Genomic DNA, 14,176 nt, shown 5'->3' with positions numbered 1-14,176 from the left:
TCCTTAGCCCATCATTTTCAGGGTGGCGTCAAACAGGGTGTTGGCCACCGAGATGACTTTCATGTTGGCCTGGTACATATTCTGGAATTCCACCAGGTTCATCGCTTCCTCGTCCTTGTTCACGGCGCTGGTGGATTTCCAGTCATTGATGGCCTGGGTGCGCACGGTATCGGCGGTTTTCAGCAGCGACTGGTTCTGCTGGCTGTAGATGCCCAGCTTGCCGACGAGCTGCGTATCCGCATCGCTGATCAGCACGGTGCCCACCCAACTGACGCTGGCGGACTGGTTCTTGATGTCGATCAAGCTTTGCAGGTTCTGGCTGTCGCCGGCCGCGCCCGTGGGCGATGCCAGCGCCAGGTCGGCGGCGGTGAAATTCTTGCTGATGGACAAGCTGCCATTGTCGTAGACGAGCAGGGGGCCGCCCACGCTGCCGCTCATGGTCTTGCCGGCCGCCAGCTGCGTATTGATCTTGGTGGCCAGCGTGCTGGCCAGGTCGCGCACGGATTGCTGCATGGGCTTCAAGGTGTTTTCCTCGAACTCGCCCAGGCCGCCCAGCTGGCCGCCGACGGCAACGTTATCGAGCTGGAAGATCGAGTTGCCGAACTTCAAGTCCAGGGTCTGGTCGCCCGTGGCCGACATTTTGCTGCTGAGTGTGCTGCTCATCGAGCCGAGCACCAGCGGCTGGCCTGACTTGAGCGAGATATCGCGCGAGCCGTCCGGCTGGTCCGTCACTTCGATGGCCATTTGCGAAGCCAGTCCGTCGATCAGCTGGTCGCGCGCATCCATCAGCGCCGAGACGTTGGTGCCGGCGGCCGTCGAGGTGCTGATGCGTTCGTTCAACTTGGCGATGTTGGCCAGCGCGGTATTGGCCTGCGGCATGATCGCTTCGCGTTGCTGGTGCACGGACAGCAGCTGGTTGTTCATCACGTTGCTGATGCTGTTGAAATTTTGCGACATGGCATCGGCGGCGGTAATGATCTGCTGGCGCAGCGGCGTCGAGGTGGGGTCCACGGCCGCCGCGTTCAGGGCCTTGAAGAAACCGTCGATGCCATTGCTGATGCTGGACGTGTCATCACCCATGATGCGTTCGAGCTGGGTGATGTAGGGCTGCGTCTGCGAGCGGAAACCCTGGTCCGAGGCGGCGCGCCACATCTGCTGGCTCTTGTACGCGTCGGCAAAGCGCAGCAGCGACGACACTTCCACGCCATTTCCGGACGAGCGCACGCCGGCGCCGGCGCCCAGCGAGGCCAGCAGCACGCCCTGGCGCGTATAGCCGGCCGTCTGCAGGTTGGCGATATTCTGGCTGGCGGCGCCAAGGGCGGCCTGGGCGGCGATGGTGCCTGACAATGCATTGCTGATGATGCTCATTGGGCAAGTTTCTTTCGTAAACAGTGTGGCGCGTGCGACGGGGCAGGCTGTGTATCGTTCTTAACTTGAACAGGCGACACTTCAGGCGGATTTATTAAGCGGCGCTGCAATATTGTCGGTTTTGACAGCGCTGCCTGCCGCGGCGGGGGCGCTGGCAGGCGGCAGCAGCTGGCGCAGGATGGCGTCGGCGATGCCGAAGGCGCGCTGGCCGGCCATCTTGTCGGCCACCAGGCTGTCGGCCATTTCCAGCATGTCGCTGTTGATGGGGTCCTTGAAGACGCTGTCCTCGCCCGCCATCTCGCGCGTGCCCGAGCGCATCTGGCGCAGCATGTGCGAGATGAAGAAGGCTTCGAACTTGACGGCCGCCTCGGTGGCCTTGGCCGCGTAGCGCGGGTCGGCCGGCGTGGCCGCGGCGGGAGAGCGGTCGTCGAGCGCCGAGGGCAGGGCGCCGCTGCTGTCGTTGATATTCATCATATGACCACCAGTTCGCCTTCGATGGCCCCGGCCTGGTCCAGGGCTTGCAGAATTGCCATGATGTCGTCGGGCGAGGCCCCCAGGCTGTTGACCACGTCGATGATCGATTGCAGCTTGGCGCCGGCCGGCCATTTGAACATATTGCCGTTGCCCTGGTCGACGGAGACTTTCGACTGCGGCGTGACAGTGGTCTGGCCGCGGCCGAACGGCGCCGGCTGGCTGACGGCCGAGCTTTCCGAAATGACCACCTTCAGCGAGCCGTGCGTGACGGCGGCTGCCTTCACGCGCAGGCCTTCGGCGATGACGACGGTGCCGGTGCGCGAATTGAAGACCACCTTCGGCGTGTCGACGCCCACGTCGACGGTCAGCGCTTCGAGCTTGGCCATGAAGGCCACGCGCTGGGTCGGGTTTTCCGGCGCCAGCACGTCCACGCTGGTGGCGTCGCGCGTGGTGGCGACGGCGCCGAAGCGGCGGTTCACGGCTTCGACGATATTGATGGCCGTCTCGAAATGCGGATGGCGCAGGTTCAGCGTGACGGAGGGCTTGGTGGAAAAGTCGCTGAGGATCTCGCGCTCGATGTTGGCGCCGTTGGGAATGCGGCCCGAGGTGGGCGTGTTGACGGTGACGGACGAGCCGCTCTTGCCGGTGGCGTTGAGGCCGCCCACCACCACGTTGCCTTGCGCCAGCGCATAGATTTCATTGTCGGCCGCGCGCAGCTGCGTCAGCAGCAAGGTGCCGCCACGCAAGCTTTTCGCATCGCCCAGGGACGACACCGTGACGTCGATGGCCTGGCCGCGGCGGTAGCCTGGTGGAAACACGGCGCTGACCATGACGGTGGCGACGTTCTTGCTTTTCGCCTCGGCGCCATCGGGCATCTTCACGCCGAACTGCTTGAGCATGTTGACCACGGACTGGCTGGAAAACTTCACCTGGGTGGTGTCGCCGCTGCCGTTCAGGCCGACGACGAGGCCATAGCCGACCAGCGGATTGTCGCGCACGCCCTCGATGCTGACCAGGTTGCGCAGCACTTGCGCGGCGCTGGCGGGCAGGGTAAAGCCGGACAGCGCGGCCAGCATGGCTGCCAGGGGCAGGGCGGAGCGGAATTTCATGATGTCACCTTAAAACGGCATCCATGGGCCGACGAAAAAGCGCGTCAGCCAGCCTGGTGTATTGGCTTCGGCCAGGGTGCCTTGGCCGGAATAGGCGATCTGCGCATTGGCGATGCGCAGGGAAGACACCTGGTTGTTGGAGTCGATGTCGGACGAGCGCAGGTAGCCGCGCAGGCGCACGAATTCCTCGCCCTGGTTCAGGGTCAGGGTTTTTTCGCCCTGCACGCGCAGCAAGCCGTTTGGCAAGACTTCCTGCACGATCACGGTGATGGCGCCGGATAGCGCGTTTTGCTGCGTGCTGGTCGAGTCGCCGGCGAAATTGCGGTCGGCGGACAGGTCCAAGCCCGTCTTCGGCAGGGTCTTGCCAAGGACATTGGCCGCCTTCACGCCGACGGTGGAACCCTTGTTGAACGAGGTGCCCGCCTTCTTGCTGGCCTGCGTGGTTTCCTGCAGGGCCACCGTGACGACGTCGCCCACGCGGAAGGCGCGGCTGTCGGAGATCAGGTCCAGGCCCGCGTCGGGATTGAAGACGCCGCCGGCCACGCCGCCGCGCGCCACGCTGCGCGGCGCCACCGGCAGCGGCGTGTCGGAAAAGCTGGGCGCCACGGGCGCGGCAGGACGGCTGGCGCAGCCGGCAGCGAGCACCAGCAGCAGGGCTGCCGTGGCTTTCATGGCGACCGTCATCAGCGTGCCGCTTGCGCCAGGTATTGCAGCATGTTGTCGGCGGCCGACAGCACCTTGGTATTCATTTCGTAGGTGCGCTGGGCCGCGATCATGTCGACCATCTCCTCGACCACCTGCACGTTCGAGCCTTCCAGGGCGAATTGCTTGATTTTGCCCAGGGCGCCTTCGCCGGGACGGCCTTCCGTCGGCGTGCCGCTCGATGCCGTTTCCTGGAACAGGTTCTCGCCCAGTGCCAGCAAGCCCGTCGGGTTGACAAAGCTGGTCAGGTTCAGCTGGCCCAGCTGGGTGCCGTTGACGTTGCCCGGCACGGTGGCCGTGACCATGCCGTTCTCGCCGATGGTGATGGCCGTGGCATTGTTCGGCACGGTGATCTGCGGCACCAGGGGCAGGCCCTGGGCGTTGACCATCACGCCGTTTTCATTGATGCCCAGCTGGCCGGCGCGCGTGTAGGCCGCTTCGCCGTTCGGGCGCAGCACCTGCAGGAAGCCGTTGCCGGTGATGGCGACGTCGAATTCGCGGCTCGTCGTTTGCAGGCTGCCGGTGGTAAACACCTTTTGCGTGCCAACCATGTGCGTACCGTTACCCAGCTGCACGCCCGATGGCGACAGGGTATTGTCGGCGCGTTGCGTGCCCGGCTGCTGCTCGACCTGGTAGAACAGGTCTTCGAAGACGACGCGGTCGCGCTTGAAGCCCACCGTGTTGACGTTGGCCAGGTTATTCGCGATGGCTTGCAGTTTTGCATCTTGCGCCTGCACGCCCGTCTTGCTGATCCACATTGCTGGATTCATGTATTGCTCCTTGAATATTTAATCGCGGTGGACTCAGGCACCGAGAAGGCGGTTGCCCGATTCCGTCATCGAATCGCTGGCCTTGAACACTTTCATCTGCATCTCGAAACTGCGGTTCAGGCTCATGGTGGCGACCATTTCCTCGACGGCCGAAACGTTGCTGCCTTCCAGGTGGCGCTCGCGCACGCGTACCGTGGGATCGGCCTGCAAGTCTTCGCCGCTGCGCGCCACGATCAGGCCCGCCTCGTTCTTCGTCAGCTCGCCCGCTTCCGCGTTGACCAGCTTGAGCTTGTCGACGGTCTGCATCTGCGCGGTGCCCGGCACCTGGATGGAAATCGTGCCATCGCTGCCGATAGCCAGGCTGGTGTGCTCGGGAATCGTGATGGGACCGCCTTCGCCCAGCACGGGCCGGCCGTTGATGGTCAGCGCGCCCGTTTCATCGAGGTCCATGGCGCCGGCGCGCGTGTAGGCTTCGCCGTTTTGCCATTGCACCGCGAGAAAGCCGTTGCCCGTGATGGCCACGTCGAGCTCGCGGCCCGTTTCCTTGATGGCGCCCGTGCGCGTGCCGACGGCGCTCGACTGCGTCTGCGTCATGTGGCGGTCGTCGTAGCCGTAGCCGTTCTGCAGCGGCTGGGCGGTCGACACCTCGAGGTTGGCGCGGAAGCCGCCCGTTTCGATGTTGGCCAGGTTGTTGGCGTGTACCTGCTGTGCCCGCAGGGCCCGGTCGGCCCCGCTCATGGCCGTATAAATCAGCGCATCCATTTTGCTTTACCCTTGCGTCGTGGCGATTACAGCGCTTGCATCAGCGATTGCAGCATGGCGCTCTCGGTCGAGATGACCTTCGAGTTCGCCTGATAGTTGCGCTGCGACGTCATCAGGCCCACCAGTTCGGTGGTGATGTCGACGTTCGACTGTTCCAGCGAGCTCGTGGCCAGCTTGCCGGCCATGCCCACGCCAGGACGCTCGTACAGCGGCGTGCCCGAACCGGTCGATGCGATCCAGCTGGTATCGTTGACGGCCGTCAGCGCGCCTTCGTCGGCGAAGGTGGCCAGGGCAATGGTGCCGACATTCTGTTTTTCGCCGTTGGTGTACTTGGCCACCAGGGAGCCGTCGTCCGCCAGTTCCACGCCCGTGTAGGTGCCCGAGGCATAGCCGTCGGCCTTGTTGATCGAGGTCGTCGCTTCGCCGGCGTACTGGGTGGTGTCGTTGTAGTCGACCGCAAAGGCCAGCGCATCGGCGCCGGGAATCGTCGCGCCCATGCTGACGGTGGCGAAGATCGGCTTCCAGTCGGCGGGCTTGACAGCCGGCGGCACGGGGATGTTCGTGGCCGTTGCACCATTGATCGATTCGAGCTGGCCATTCGTGCCGAATTTCAGGATCGTCGCCGTGGCCGGCGCCGCGAGTGGCTTGTCGTCCAGCAAGTATTCGATCTTGACCGTATTGTCGTCCGTCTTGATGAAGTACTGGTTCAAGGGATGCTTGGCGCCCAGCGAGTCATACACCACCGAACCCTTGACGGCGTTGTAGCTTTGCAGGTTGCCCTTGTCGAAAGGAATGGTCTTGGCGACCCAGTCCGAGGACAGGTTGCCCGTGTACGTCAGTTTTTCCGATGCCTTGGCAGGAATCTGGCCGGTAGGAATCTTGATGTCGCCCATCGGGCCCAGGGTGTTGAGGCCGGGAACGGTGGCGTAGCCTTGCACCAGCTTGCCGTTCGAGTCCGTCAGGTAGCCGCTGTTGCTTGCCGAGAAGATACCAACCCGGCTGTACGTGAGGGTGTTCTGCGCATCGCGGCTGACGAAGTAGCCGCGGCCGTCGATGGCCGCGTCGAGCGTGCGGCCCGTATTGAGCACGCCGCCATTGAGCGACATGCTCTGAGTGACGGAACCGACTTCCACGCCCGTGGCGCGCGCACCCGCATACATGGACGAGAAGTTGGCGCGGCTGCTGCGGAAACCGTAGGTGCCGGCATTGGCGATATTGTTACTGCTGGTGTTCAGCTGCTGGTTGATGGCCTGGATGCCGGACAGTGCGATGTCGAAACTCATGGTCGTTTCCTTAAATGAAGGACAGGATTAATTGGTCAGGAAGCAGGGTGGCTGGCTGGTATCAGCTGGTCTTGCCGTTAAAGCCGGTAATGGCGCCGGGGTTGATCTCGCCCAGGTTGGCGACGCTGAGTATCATGCTGCCCGTGGCGGACAGGCGAACACTATTGAGCTTGCCAGCGATGTCGACCGTCGGTTTTTCGGCGCTGCTGGTAGTGACATCCATGGTGTACGTGCCTGCAGGCAAGCCCAGTGCCACGGGATCGATGGTGAAGGCCACGCTGCCGGCCGCCTTGGCGCCCAGTTCGATCTTGTATTCCTTGTCGTCGGCGCCCTTCAGGGTCACCGTCGTGCTGCTGCTGTTGGCCGCCAGCGAAATGCTGCCGTTGACCTTGCTGCTGTCGAGTTGCACGGTGGTGCTGTTGACCATCACTTCCGAGCCCACCTGCGCGCCCAGTGCCAGCACCTGCATGGTTTGCAGCACGCTGGCATTGGCGCTCGTCAGCGCGGACAGGTTCTGCATCGCTTCCGTCTGCGCCTGCTGCGTCAGCTGGTTGACGAACTGGCTCGGGTCGGTCGGCGAGAGCGGGTCCTGGTTCTTGATCTGCGCCACCAGCAGCTTGGTGAACATGTCCTGGGTGGCATTGTTTTGCGATGCCACGGCATTGCTGGAGCTGCCGGAGCCGCTGCTGCTGTTATTTGTAAAGAGAGTGGTTTCCATGACTTATGCTTCACCTAATTTGAGGAGCGATTGCTGCATCGACTTGATGCGGCCCAGAACTTCGACATTCGTTTCAAACGCGCGCGAGGCCGACATCATGTCGGTCATCTCGGCCACCTGATTGACGTTGGGGTAGAACACCATGCCATCGGCATTGGCCATCGGGTGACCCGGCTCGTAGACCTTGCGCAGCGGTTCATCGCTCTGCACCACGTCGAGCACCTGCACGCGGCCGCCCGCGCCGCTGGCGCCAGGGCCATCCATCACGGCGGAAAACACGGGCTTGCGCGCGCGGTAAGTCTCGCCTTCGGAACCGGCAACGGAATCGGCATTGGCCAGGTTGCTGGCGATGGTATTGAGGCGCACGGTTTGCGCCGCCATCGCCGATCCGGCGATCTTGGAAATATCCTGGAAGCTCATGCTGGTCCTTATTGTCCGGAAATGGCCTTGGCCAGACCCTTCAGTTTCATGTTGACGAAAGTGAGGCTGGTCTGGAAATCGGTGGCATTCTGCGAGAAGGCCGCCTGTTCGACGCCGATTTCGACGGTGTTGCCGTCGCGGCTGGGGTGGTAGGGTACGCGGTACAGGGCGCTGGCATCGTCATCGGTCGACAGCAGGCCAGCTTCATTGTCCTGCAGTTGCTGCAGGGCGCTGCCGAAATCCATGTCCATGGCCTGGAAGCCGGGCGTGTTTTCATTGGCAATGTTGGCCGCCAGCACGCGGGTACGGTCGGCACGCAGCGCGAGTGCATCGGCATGCACGCCAAGCGCATCCTTGAAATTAATCCCCATGGTCATCCTTTGTGTTGAATTCGATCGTGCTTTTTGCTGTTCGGGCTAGAAAATAGTGACTGCAGAGGTAAAATCCCAGCCTGGTCATGTTGACGCATGGTAAGGTCATGCCGCTTCAGTATCTTTGATTAAGGTTAGCAATGATTCATTTCAACAGTATTTCCATGATTCGAAACAAGCTGCCACCTCCTCACATACTGCTCCCGGGCCTCTTTTTACTGACCAGCCTATATAGTAGTGCAGGACGCGCAGAATTGCCAGCCGACAATATATTTTCGCGTGTGGAACAATTGGCGCGCGAGCAATTGGCGCAGCAGGCCGCCGCGGCCGGACTGCAGGAACCGCAGTTCCAGGTCGCCGTGGTGAAAAGCACGCGCCCCGTGCCGGCCTGCGCGGCGCCTGTCGCGCTCGAGACGGCGGACAGCCGTTCGGCGCAGCGCATGCGCTTCGTGGCAGTGTGTCCTGGGAGCAACGGTTGGCGTTACGAAATGCTGGTGCGCGGCAGCGTCACGGCCCAGGTCGCCGTGACGGGCGTGCCCGTGACGGCGAACACGCCGCTGCAGGCAGGCGACGTGGCGCTGGCGCGGCGCGACGTGACGATGCTGCCGGACAGCATTGCTTCCCCGGCCGATGCCGTGGGCCTGACGAGCCGGCGCAGCCTGCGCGCGGGCGAAGTGCTGCGCCAGGGCCAGCTGGCCGCGCCCGTGCTGGTCAAGCGGGGCAGTGCCGTCAGCATCGTCGCGCGCAAGGAGCAGGTGGAAGTGAGCATGGCCGGCGAAGCCATGGACCCGGGTGCGCTGGGGCAGGTGATTCGCGTGCGCAACGCCACCAGCGGCACGGTGATACGGGCCAGGGTGGTCGATGCGGGCGTGGTGGAACCGGCCGACATTCCCGGCCGTTAAGGGGGGAGAGCCGGCCGGGATGCCCGGCTGGTAAGGGAACTACTCGGCGGCGGCCGTGCGCTGCAGCCGCGTCGCCAACTGGGTCAGCTTGGCGGCGTACTGGGGATCGGTGGCATAGCCGCCGCGCGCCAGGCCTTGCGCGAAGGCGCCCGCGTCGCTGCCCGTGTTCAGGGCGGCGCGGTAGCGGGGATTGTCCAGCAGCACTTGCGCATAGTCGCGGAAGGCGCTGGCCTGGTCCGGGTAGCTGCGGAAGCGTTCCGTCTTCTTCAGGGCCGTGCCGCTGCCCGCCTCGTATTCGGTGGTGACATTGCTGGCCACGTCGCCCTGCCATTTGCCGCCGGCCTTGATGCCGAACAAATTATTCGTGTCGGCCCCCGTGCCCTGGCGCAGGGGACGCTGGCCCCAGCCCGATTCCAGCGCCGCGTGGGCGGCGACGATTTCCGGCGCCACGCCCAGGCGCGCGCCCGTTTCTTCCGTCCACGGCTTGATCGAGGCAAGGAACTGCTGCTGCACTTCGCCGATCTCGCCACCCTGGTTGATGCTGCCCAGCACGTTCACGGGCTGGCTCTGCTCCAGGTAGGCGCGGCCCTGCGGCTGCAGGGTGGTGGCGCTGCCGCCGCCCTGTTCGATGAAGCGGGCCACTTCGCCCTGTACCTGCCGGAACACGCTGCCGAAGCTGCCGCCGGAACCCGTGGCATCGGTGGCGCGCATATTGCTTTGCACCGGCGTGGCGGCCATCGTCGATGGTGTCGCCGCCGTGGCGCGGAGGGTGGGGAAATCAGCCTGGCGCATACGTATCTTCCTCGCCATGCAGCACGCGCTGCATGATGCTGTATTGTTCTGTTAATAATTCGCTGTTGCGGGCATTCAGGCGCTTGCATTCGAGCACCATCTGTTCCAGCGCGGCCCAGTCGCGCTGCGCCGTGGCGCGCGCATCTTCCGGCAGCGATGCAAATAATTTCGGCATGTCGCCTTCCGGCCCCAGCAGGGCAGTGACGAGGCTGACGCGCTGGCGCCGGCGCGCATCGAGCGACTCGACGGCGGCGATGACCTGCTCGGCCAGCGCCGCCAGCTGCGCGTTCTGGTGGCGCAAGGTGGCGTGGAATTGTTCTTCCAGCAAGGCCAACAGGGCCGCATAGCCTTGATGATCATCGGCGATGCCTTGCAGTACGCGGCGCACGGCTTCCTGGCGCGTGATGCCCTTGCGTGCTGCGGTCACGACTCACCGCCGTGGAAGCGCTGGATCAGGCCCGCCAGTTTCGACGGGTCGAACGGCAATTCGCCCTTGGCCAGCGCGTCGCGCAGCATGGCGACCCTGTCGTGGTCGATTTCGGGCATGGCGCGCAGGGCGGCCATGGCCGGCTGCAGCACGGCCGACTGCAGTTCCGCCCCGGCCGACGAGCCGGCCATGGCGGCGCCCGCGGCCCCGTTCTCGGCGATCGCCTCGGCGGGCGCCACGGCGCCGCTGCGCACGGTGGCGCCCGTATTGCCGGAGGAGATTTTCATTCGTTGTCCCTTGCCCTTAATTTGCATGCTCATCCCGTTCTTTCTTTGCGGGCAGGCCCAGCTTGTCGCGCAGGCGTTGCAAGGTTCCCGCGTCCGGTTCACCCACTTGCAGCTCTTCGCCCTGCACCTTTTGCCCGGCCATGCCGAACATGGCGGCGATGCTGTCGGCCTGGCCACGCGTCAATATTAACAGTTCGATGCGGCGGTTGATGCCGGCGCTGGCATTTTTCACGTCCAGCGGCGCGCGGTCGGCCATGCCCACCACTTGCAGCACGCTTTCCGGACTCATGCTGCCGATCAATAATTGCGCCCGTGCCGACATGGCGCGGTTGGCCGACAGGGTCCAGTTGGAATAGCCTTCATAGCCAGTATTCGCGTATTGCATCGAGTCGGTATGGCCGACGATCAGCATCTGGTTCTCCATCTGGGCAAAGACCGGGCCCATCTGGCGCAGCAGCTTGCGGAAGCGGTCCGTCGGCACGGCGCTGCCGCGCACGAACATGCCTTGCTTGTCCGTATCGTGCAGCATGACGCGCAGGCCGTAGGGCGTGATCACGGATTGCAGGTTGCTTTTCAGTCCCGCTTCATCGCTGAGCTTGTCGAGCGCGCGCGACAGCGCCAGCAAGTCTTCCGGCGACTGGTAGCTGACCTTGGTCTGGTTGGGCGGGGCCGAACCGGCCTTGCCGTCCTGCGACTGCTTGCCTTCCGTGCGCGTGTCGCCCGTGCCCTTGCGGGGCATGGGGAAGCGCTCGATCAGGCTGCCGCGCGGGCCGCCTTTCTGTTCCGGCATGACACCCTGGCCTTCGCCCTGGCGGCTGCCCGCCGTCGCGTCCATCATGATTTCCTTCATCGCCTGCTGCTCGCGCGCGGCCATCAGCCACAGCACGAGGAACAGCGATAGCAGGGCCAGGCAAAAGTCGGCGAACGCTACCTTCCAGGCGCCGCCGTGGGCATCGTCATCGTGCTTGCGGCCGGCCCGCTTGATGATGGCCTGTTCATGTTTCTCATGCGGCTTTAGCACGGCGGCCTCCCCGGCCTTGGCCTTGCTCTTGTTCCGCGCCGCCATCTTCCAGCGCATTGATCCAGCTTTCCAGCTGGGCGAAGCTCGGCTTGATGTTCAGCTGCACCAGGCGGCGGCCCGCATCGATGGCCAGCAGGGGCGGCTTGCCCGCCACGTGCGTGACGAGCACGACTTTCACGCATTCCATGGTCGAGCCTTCCTCGCCCACCAGCTGCTTCATCATGTTGCACATCGGATCGAGCACGCCGTAGCAGAAGAAGATGCCGATGAAGGTGCCGACCATGGCGGCGCCCACTTTTTCCGAGATTTCCGCCGCATCGGCGCCGTCGGCCACGGAATTCATGGCCATCACGATGCCAAGCACGGCAGCCAGGATGCCGAAGCCGGGCATGGCTTCGGCGATCTTGTGCAGCGACTTCGACGGTTGCAGCAATTCGTCGTGGATGGCTTCCAGTTCCTGCTCCAGCACGCCTTCAAGCTCATGCGCGTTGATCTTGCCCATCGCCATCAAACGGAAGTTGTCGACGATGAAGGCCAGCAGTTTCGGCTCTTCCAGCACCAACGGATAGCGCTGGAACAGGGCGCTTTCGCGCGGCGCCTCGACGTGCGCGTCGAGCGCCTTCAGGCCGCCGGCGGCCGTCTGCAGCAGTTCATACATCAGCAGCAGCAACTGGCGCTGGAATTCCGAGCCTTGTTTCTTGTGCGTAACGATCTTGCGCATCTGGTGCAGCATTTCACCGAGTACATGCTTGGGGTTGCCCAGCACCAGGGCGCCAACGGCGGCGCCGATGATGATGATCAACTCGACCGGTTGCCAGATCGCGTGGACGGTGCCGCCCATCAGGGCGAAGCCTCCGAATACACACCCCATCACGATTAAGATACCGATAATTACCATGTCAACTGCCTTTCTGCGTCATTGTGCTGCGTCAATTTATGGATGTTGCTTAACTTTATGCGTCCTGCAGCATGGCTTTCATCTTGCCCAGTGCCGTCTTGTTCAGCTGGCAGACGCGGGCGTCGCTCAGGTCCAGCACGGCGGCAATTTCCTTATAGCTCAGTTCGAATTCGTAATACATCTGCACCACGCGCTGTTCGCGCTCGTCCAGCGCGCGCAGGGCCTGCTCCAGGCTGCGCCGCACCATCAATTGCTCTTCCGGGCTCGGTGCGCTGTCGGCCTGTCCCAGGCTTTCCTGCAGCACTTCGTCGAAACTGGCGATCAGCTCGGCGTTTTCCGCCAGCTGGTACTCCTGGTAGGCTTCCGGCGTCAGCTTCAGGGCGGCCATGATTTCCCCTTCCTGCGGCTCGCGCCCCAGGCGCCGGGTCAGGGCGCGCACGCTGTCGCGCAGGCGGTGGCTTTCCTGGCGCACGGCGCGCGGTCGCCAGTCCTGGCGCCGCAGTTCGTCGAGGATGGCGCCGCGGATGCGCAGGCTGGCATAGCTGCCGAAGGACTGGTCGGGCACGCCGTAGCGGCGCAAGGCTTCGAGCAGGCCCATCAGGCCGATCTGTTCCATGTCGTCGCGGTCGATGGCGCCCGACACCTGCGAATTGAGCTGGCGCACGATGCGCTTGACCAGCGGTGCGTATGCCACCAGATGTTGTTGCTCTTCAGCAACGCTGAGCACGGCCGCGCAAGCGCTGGCGGCCGCATATTCGCCGGCGCCGTACGCTTCCTGGTATTGCTCTACATAGGCCAAGGGATCTCCCACTAGGTCGGCTGGCGTGTCGGCTTATTCAATGATCAGCTTGCCCACCATGACTTCGGTGAAGGGCTTTTCCATTTGTTCGCGCTCATAGCTGACATTGAAGGCCTTGTTGATCTGTTCCGCATACTGTTCCACGGTCATGGTCTGTGCCTTGTCCACCGGGAAGCTCGACAGGGTGCTGACGGCGATCGAGCGCATCAGGGGCAGGTGGTCCTTGGTCAGCTTTTCCTTCTCTTCCGTGGTGGCGATCACCAGGTCGGCCGACAGGTAGTGCGTGTCCGTGTCGCCGGGGCCGCGGCGCAGCATCACGATGACCTTGTCGAGCGTGATGAACTTGCGCGCCTTCTTGCCCGTGGCGGGCGGCGGCGGGGCTTTCGCTTCGGCGGCATCGGCATGGCCGGCGACCGGCTTGGCCAGGTACCACATGGCGCCGCCGGCCGCGCCGGCGGCCAGCACGGCCACGGCGATGAAGCCGGCGATCAGTTTCATTTTCATATTCATCAGGCAGTCTCTCGCTCATGCATGGCGTAAGTGGTGGGGGCAGTGCTGCCGTCGGACAGGGCGCGTCCCGGTTCCGCATCGTCATCCTGGCGCCCCGGCTGACGCTGGCCGCGCGCATCGCCCTCGGCGAAGGCCTGGGCGGCGGGGCTGCGCGGGGTGGCGCCGATATTCACGGCCACCTCGGTGTACTGGCGCTGCGCCAGGTCGCTGCGCAGGTTGTCGCCGATGCCCTGCAGCTGGCGCAGCACTTCCGGGTTCGACGCCGTGACGTTGACCTGCAGCGTGCCGGCCGCGTGGCGGATGGAAATGTCGATGCGTCCCAGCATCGGCGGCTCGAGGCGGATCGTCGCGTGCTCGCTGTTGCGCCAGATCTGCGTCTGCAGGCGCTCGCCCAGCGCTTCGCGCAGCGGTTCCTGCCATTGCTGGGCAGGGCCGCTGAGCTTGACGGTATCGCCGGCCGGGGCCGCCGCCGTCGCACTGGCCAGCGTGCCCGTCAGGCCTACGCCGGGCGCGGCCGGCGCGACAGGCGTGGCCGGCCGTTCGGCGTCGCGCCCGGCGAGTGC

Annotated in this window: 19 protein-coding genes; 1 reads left to right on the top strand and 18 read right to left on the bottom strand. The window is 64.2% G+C overall.

Annotated features, from left to right (window positions below; genetic code table 11):
- Positions 1 to 3 precede the first annotated feature (3 nt).
- From flgK to flgB, 10 genes are all read right to left on the bottom strand, one after another.
- Positions 4 to 1,368 (bottom strand): flagellar hook-associated protein FlgK, encoded by a 1,365-nt coding sequence (gene flgK / locus AC07VL_RS11025; protein WP_494805874.1) that lies wholly within the window; start codon positions 1,366 to 1,368, stop codon positions 4 to 6.
- A gap of 81 nt (positions 1,369 to 1,449) precedes the next feature.
- Positions 1,450 to 1,842, bottom strand: coding sequence for a rod-binding protein (locus tag AC07VL_RS11020; RefSeq protein ID WP_494805873.1), 393 nt, complete (start codon positions 1,840 to 1,842; stop codon positions 1,450 to 1,452).
- Positions 1,839 to 2,951 (bottom strand): flagellar basal body P-ring protein FlgI, encoded by a 1,113-nt coding sequence (locus tag AC07VL_RS11015; protein WP_494805872.1) that lies wholly within the window; start codon positions 2,949 to 2,951, stop codon positions 1,839 to 1,841. Before AC07VL_RS11015 ends, AC07VL_RS11020 begins: the two co-directional genes overlap by 4 nt.
- A gap of 9 nt (positions 2,952 to 2,960) precedes the next feature.
- On the bottom strand, positions 2,961 to 3,623 hold the full coding sequence (flgH, locus tag AC07VL_RS11010) for a flagellar basal body L-ring protein FlgH (RefSeq protein ID WP_494805871.1): 663 nt from the start codon (positions 3,621 to 3,623) through the stop codon (positions 2,961 to 2,963).
- A gap of 11 nt (positions 3,624 to 3,634) precedes the next feature.
- Entirely contained in the window at positions 3,635 to 4,423 is a 789-nt protein-coding gene (flgG, locus tag AC07VL_RS11005) for a flagellar basal-body rod protein FlgG (RefSeq protein WP_494805870.1), read from the bottom strand.
- Between the two features lie 33 nt (positions 4,424 to 4,456).
- Positions 4,457 to 5,185 (bottom strand): flagellar basal-body rod protein FlgF, encoded by a 729-nt coding sequence (flgF, locus tag AC07VL_RS11000; RefSeq protein ID WP_494805869.1) that lies wholly within the window; start codon positions 5,183 to 5,185, stop codon positions 4,457 to 4,459.
- Between the two features lie 26 nt (positions 5,186 to 5,211).
- Positions 5,212 to 6,468: a flagellar hook protein FlgE gene (locus tag AC07VL_RS10995; protein WP_494805868.1), complete on the bottom strand. Its 1,257-nt coding sequence runs from the start codon at positions 6,466 to 6,468 to the stop codon at positions 5,212 to 5,214.
- A 61-nt stretch (positions 6,469 to 6,529) separates the two neighbouring features.
- Positions 6,530 to 7,186: a flagellar hook capping FlgD N-terminal domain-containing protein gene (locus AC07VL_RS10990; RefSeq protein ID WP_494805867.1), complete on the bottom strand. Its 657-nt coding sequence runs from the start codon at positions 7,184 to 7,186 to the stop codon at positions 6,530 to 6,532.
- Positions 7,187 to 7,189: 3 nt separating this feature from the next.
- Entirely contained in the window at positions 7,190 to 7,606 is a 417-nt protein-coding gene (flgC, locus tag AC07VL_RS10985; protein ID WP_102296958.1) for a flagellar basal body rod protein FlgC, read from the bottom strand.
- A gap of 8 nt (positions 7,607 to 7,614) precedes the next feature.
- Entirely contained in the window at positions 7,615 to 7,977 is a 363-nt protein-coding gene (gene flgB, locus AC07VL_RS10980; protein WP_219135536.1) for a flagellar basal body rod protein FlgB, read from the bottom strand.
- Between the two features lie 254 nt (positions 7,978 to 8,231).
- On the opposite strand from flgB, the gene flgA reads away from it, so the two are divergent.
- Positions 8,232 to 8,879 (top strand): flagellar basal body P-ring formation chaperone FlgA, encoded by a 648-nt coding sequence (gene flgA / locus AC07VL_RS10975; protein ID WP_494805866.1) that lies wholly within the window; start codon positions 8,232 to 8,234, stop codon positions 8,877 to 8,879.
- A 39-nt stretch (positions 8,880 to 8,918) separates the two neighbouring features.
- On the opposite strand, the gene AC07VL_RS10970 is transcribed toward flgA, so the two are convergent.
- The 8 genes from AC07VL_RS10970 to AC07VL_RS10935 form a co-directional block, all read right to left on the bottom strand.
- The gene (locus tag AC07VL_RS10970) at positions 8,919 to 9,671 is read right to left on the bottom strand and encodes a glycoside hydrolase family 73 protein (protein WP_494805865.1); all 753 of its coding nucleotides are present in this window, start codon (positions 9,669 to 9,671) and stop codon (positions 8,919 to 8,921) included.
- Positions 9,658 to 10,098, bottom strand: a complete 441-nt coding sequence (gene flgN / locus AC07VL_RS10965) for a flagellar export chaperone FlgN (protein WP_494805864.1) — start codon at positions 10,096 to 10,098, stop codon at positions 9,658 to 9,660. Before flgN ends, AC07VL_RS10970 begins: the two co-directional genes overlap by 14 nt.
- Complete coding sequence (gene flgM / locus AC07VL_RS10960; RefSeq protein WP_290604020.1) at positions 10,095 to 10,385, bottom strand: flagellar biosynthesis anti-sigma factor FlgM; 291 nt, start codon at positions 10,383 to 10,385, stop codon at positions 10,095 to 10,097. The genes flgN and flgM overlap by 4 nt, the downstream gene beginning before the upstream one ends.
- Positions 10,386 to 10,401: 16 nt before the next feature.
- Positions 10,402 to 11,406 carry a flagellar motor protein MotB gene (locus AC07VL_RS10955; protein ID WP_494805863.1) on the bottom strand — a complete coding sequence of 335 codons (1,005 nt, stop codon included), beginning with the start codon at positions 11,404 to 11,406 and terminating at the stop codon, positions 10,402 to 10,404.
- The gene (gene motA / locus AC07VL_RS10950) at positions 11,390 to 12,304 is read right to left on the bottom strand and encodes a flagellar motor stator protein MotA (RefSeq protein ID WP_034757817.1); all 915 of its coding nucleotides are present in this window, start codon (positions 12,302 to 12,304) and stop codon (positions 11,390 to 11,392) included. Before motA ends, AC07VL_RS10955 begins: the two co-directional genes overlap by 17 nt.
- Before the next feature lie 55 nt (positions 12,305 to 12,359).
- Complete coding sequence (locus AC07VL_RS10945; RefSeq protein WP_290604015.1) at positions 12,360 to 13,103, bottom strand: FliA/WhiG family RNA polymerase sigma factor; 744 nt, start codon at positions 13,101 to 13,103, stop codon at positions 12,360 to 12,362.
- A gap of 33 nt (positions 13,104 to 13,136) precedes the next feature.
- Positions 13,137 to 13,601, bottom strand: a complete 465-nt coding sequence (locus tag AC07VL_RS10940) for a flagellar basal body-associated FliL family protein (protein WP_365955506.1) — start codon at positions 13,599 to 13,601, stop codon at positions 13,137 to 13,139.
- Between the two features lie 11 nt (positions 13,602 to 13,612).
- The coding region (locus AC07VL_RS10935) for a flagellar hook-length control protein FliK (protein ID WP_494805862.1) at positions 13,613 to 14,176 on the bottom strand (564 nt) is incomplete at its 5' end.

The sequence above is a fragment of the Janthinobacterium sp. GW821-FHT03C08 genome (genome assembly GCF_059420905.1).
Note: the sequence above shows the minus strand (reverse complement) of the source record. Positions and strands in the feature narration are given on the sequence as shown.

Excerpts from the sequence above, each read along its gene's own strand:
- AC07VL_RS10940 (WP_365955506.1), bottom strand. The coding sequence starts at position 13,601 with ATGAAACTGATCGCCGGCTTCATCGCCGTGGCCGTGCTGGCCGCCGGC.
- flgG (WP_494805870.1), bottom strand. The coding sequence starts at position 4,423 with ATGAATCCAGCAATGTGGATCAGCAAGACGGGCGTGCAGGCGCAAGAT.
- flgC (WP_102296958.1), bottom strand. The coding sequence starts at position 7,606 with ATGAGCTTCCAGGATATTTCCAAGATCGCCGGATCGGCGATGGCGGCG.
- flgF (WP_494805869.1), bottom strand. The coding sequence starts at position 5,185 with ATGGATGCGCTGATTTATACGGCCATGAGCGGGGCCGACCGGGCCCTG.
- AC07VL_RS10970 (WP_494805865.1), bottom strand. The coding sequence starts at position 9,671 with ATGCGCCAGGCTGATTTCCCCACCCTCCGCGCCACGGCGGCGACACCA.
- flgM (WP_290604020.1), bottom strand. The coding sequence starts at position 10,385 with ATGAAAATCTCCTCCGGCAATACGGGCGCCACCGTGCGCAGCGGCGCC.
- AC07VL_RS10995 (WP_494805868.1), bottom strand. The coding sequence starts at position 6,468 with ATGAGTTTCGACATCGCACTGTCCGGCATCCAGGCCATCAACCAGCAG.
- motA (WP_034757817.1), bottom strand. The coding sequence starts at position 12,304 with ATGGTAATTATCGGTATCTTAATCGTGATGGGGTGTGTATTCGGAGGC.
- AC07VL_RS11020 (WP_494805873.1), bottom strand. The coding sequence starts at position 1,842 with ATGATGAATATCAACGACAGCAGCGGCGCCCTGCCCTCGGCGCTCGAC.
- flgK (WP_494805874.1), bottom strand. The coding sequence starts at position 1,368 with ATGAGCATCATCAGCAATGCATTGTCAGGCACCATCGCCGCCCAGGCC.
- flgH (WP_494805871.1), bottom strand. The coding sequence starts at position 3,623 with ATGAAAGCCACGGCAGCCCTGCTGCTGGTGCTCGCTGCCGGCTGCGCC.
- flgB (WP_219135536.1), bottom strand. The coding sequence starts at position 7,977 with ATGGGGATTAATTTCAAGGATGCGCTTGGCGTGCATGCCGATGCACTC.
- AC07VL_RS11015 (WP_494805872.1), bottom strand. The coding sequence starts at position 2,951 with ATGAAATTCCGCTCCGCCCTGCCCCTGGCAGCCATGCTGGCCGCGCTG.
- AC07VL_RS10990 (WP_494805867.1), bottom strand. The coding sequence starts at position 7,186 with ATGGAAACCACTCTCTTTACAAATAACAGCAGCAGCGGCTCCGGCAGC.